Raw genomic sequence first — 2,968 nt, forward strand, 5'->3', positions numbered from 1 at the left:
GCAAGCTATCTTTCGAGGTTACCTAACATTTAAGGTCAAGCCCTCGGCCTATTAGTATCAGTCCGCTCCATACATTACTGCACTTCCACTCCTGACCTATCAACCTTGTAGTCTACAAGGGGCCTTACTCCCGAGGATGGGAACACTTATCTCGAGGGGAGTTTCACGCTTAGATGCCTTCAGCGTTTATCTCGTCCGTACTTAGCTACCCAGCTATGCCCTTGGCAGAACAACTGGTGCACCAGCGGTACGTCCATCCCGGTCCTCTCGTACTAAGGACAGCTCCTCTCAATATTCCTACGCCCGCAACAGATAGGGACCGAACTGTCTCACGACGTTCTGAACCCAGCTCGCGTACCGCTTTAATTGGCGAACAGCCAAACCCTTGGGACCGAATTCAGCCCCAGGATGCGATGAGCCGACATCGAGGTGCCAAACCTCCCCGTCGATGTGGACTCTTGGGGGAGATCAGCCTGTTATCCCCAGGGTAGCTTTTATCCGTTGAGCGACGGCATTTCCATTCACATACCGCCGGATCACTAACTCCAACTTTCGTTACTGCTCGAACCGTCATTCTCGCAGTTAGGCTCGTTTATGCGTTTACACTCAGTGCACGATTTCCATCCGTGCTGAACGAACCTTTGAGCGCCTCCGTTACTCTTTTGGAGGCGACCGCCCCAGTCAAACTGCCCACCTGACAGTGTCCCCCGACCAGATTCATGGTCGCAGGTTAGAATCCCAATATCCCAAGAGTGGTATCCCAAGGTTGACTCCATAAACGCTGGCGCGCTTACTTCCAAGTCTCCCACCTATCCTGTACATGGAATACCGAGATCCAATATCAAGCTACAGTGAAGCTCCATGGGGTCTTTCCGTCTAGTTGCGGGAAACCGGCATCTTCACCGGTACTACAATTTCGCCGGGCGGGCTGTTGAGACAGTGCCCAAATCGTTACGCCATTCGTGCGGGTCAGAACTTACCTGACAAGGAATTTCGCTACCTTAGGACCGTTATAGTTACGGCCGCCGTTTACTGGGGCTTAAGTTCGCACCTTCGCTTGCGCTAAGCACTCCCCTTAACCTTCCAGCACCGGGCAGGCGTCACCCCCTATACGTCATCTTTCGATTTAGCAGAGAGCTGTGTTTTTGCTAAACAGTCGCTTGGGCCTTTTCACTGCGGCCTGCTCTCGCAGGCGCCCCTTATCCCGAAGTTACGGGGCCAATTTGCCGAGTTCCTTAACAACCCTTCTCCCGTTGGCCTTAGAATACTCATCCCATCTACCTGTGTCGGTTTGCGGTACGGGCACCTTAGTATACACTAGAGCTTTTCTCGTCTCTCTCGCCAGTTACTTCCCTACTATATTTCGGTCCCTTACGCCCGGGGCAACCATCGCCCGGGATAACCTTAAAGAAAGCGTCCCTCTAGCTTAAATGTTCGGTGGTTACGGAATTTCTACCGTATGTGCATCGCCTACGCCTTTCGGCCTGAGCTTAGCTCCCGACTAACCTTGGGCGGACGAACCTTCCCCAAGAAACCTTAGATTTTCGGCCATTATGATTCTCACATAATTCTCGCTACTTATTCCGGCATTCTCACTCGTATGCAGTCCACCAGTGCTTCCGCTCTGACTTCACCCCGCATACGACGCTCCCCTACCCAATGCATTACTGCAATGCCTAAGCTTCGGTTGAACACTTAGCCCCGTTACATTTTCTGCGCAAAACCACTCGACCAGTGAGCTATTACGCACTCTTTGAATGAGTGGCTGCTTCTAAGCCAACATCCTGGTTGTCTTCGCAGTTTCACATCATTTTCCACTTAGTGTTCATTTGGGACCTTAGCTGTAGATCTGGGCTGTTTCCCTTTTGACTATGAGACTTATCTCACACAGTCTGACTGCTATTCATCAATTATCCGGCATTCAGAGTTTGATAGGCTTTGGTAACCTCGCGGCCCCTAGACCATTCAGTGCTTTACCTCCGGTAATCTAAAATAACGCTAGCCCTAAAGCTATTTCGGGGAGAACCAGCTATCTCCGAGTTCGATTGGAATTTCTCCGCTATCCACAAGTCATCCCCGGCTTTTTCAACAGACGTGGGTGCGGCCCTCCACGGTGTCTTACCACCGCTTCAGCCTGCTCATGGATAGGTCACCCGGTTTCGGGTCTAATACCTGCAACTTCATACGCCCTTTTCAGACTCGCTCTCGCTGCGGCTCCGGAACTCCAGTTCCTTAACCTCGCTGCAAATATTAACTCGCCGGACCGTTCTACAAAAAGTACCCGATCACACTTTAACGTGCTCTCGGTGCTTGTAGGCACAAGGTTTCAGGTTCTTTTTCACTCCCCTCCCGGGGTACTTTTCACCTTTCCCTCACGGTACTGCTCCACTATCGGTCACTGAGTAGTATTTAGGCTTGGAGGATGGTCCCCCCATCTTCCCAGCGGGTTTCACGTGTCCGCTGGTACTCTGGATACTGCTAGCACTCAATCCTTTTCACTTACGGGGCTATCACCCTGTATCGCTGCTCTTCCCAAAGCATTCAGTTAAAGATTAAAGCTACATATTGCAGTCCTAACCCCGGAAATATTGCTACCTCCGGTTTGGCCTCTTCCGCGTTCGCTCGCCACTACTAGCGGAATCTCGGTTGATTTCTCTTCCTCGCCCTACTTAGATGTTTCAGTTCAGGCGGTTCCCCACCATGACCTATGTATTCAGTCATGGTTGATGGAGTATTGCTCCATCGGGTTTCCCCATTCGGAAATCCACGGATCAAAGCCCATTTGCGGCTCCCCGTAGCTTATCGCAGCTTGTCGCGTCCTTCGTCGGCTCTCAGTGCCAAGGCATTCCCCTTGCGCCCTTTACAGCTTGACCAGCTGTAAAATCCATTTACATGGATTGTAGCGGATAAACTTTCGTTTATCTCAATTATTAGAGTAATCTCGGTTAAATTTAGCTATTTTGTAGTA

The 2,968-nt window shown here is 51.0% G+C and carries 1 rRNA gene; it reads right to left on the minus strand.

What is annotated here, in order from left to right:
* Positions 1–31: 31 nt before the first annotated feature.
* Positions 32–2,873 (minus strand): 23S ribosomal RNA (locus DXB00_RS15975).
* Between the last annotated feature and the right edge of the window lie 95 nt (positions 2,874–2,968).

Origin of the sequence: Butyricicoccus sp. OF10-2, from assembly GCF_003481925.1 — a bacterium.
In the GTDB taxonomy this organism is placed as follows: Bacteria; Bacillota; Clostridia; order Oscillospirales; family Butyricicoccaceae; genus Agathobaculum; species Agathobaculum butyriciproducens.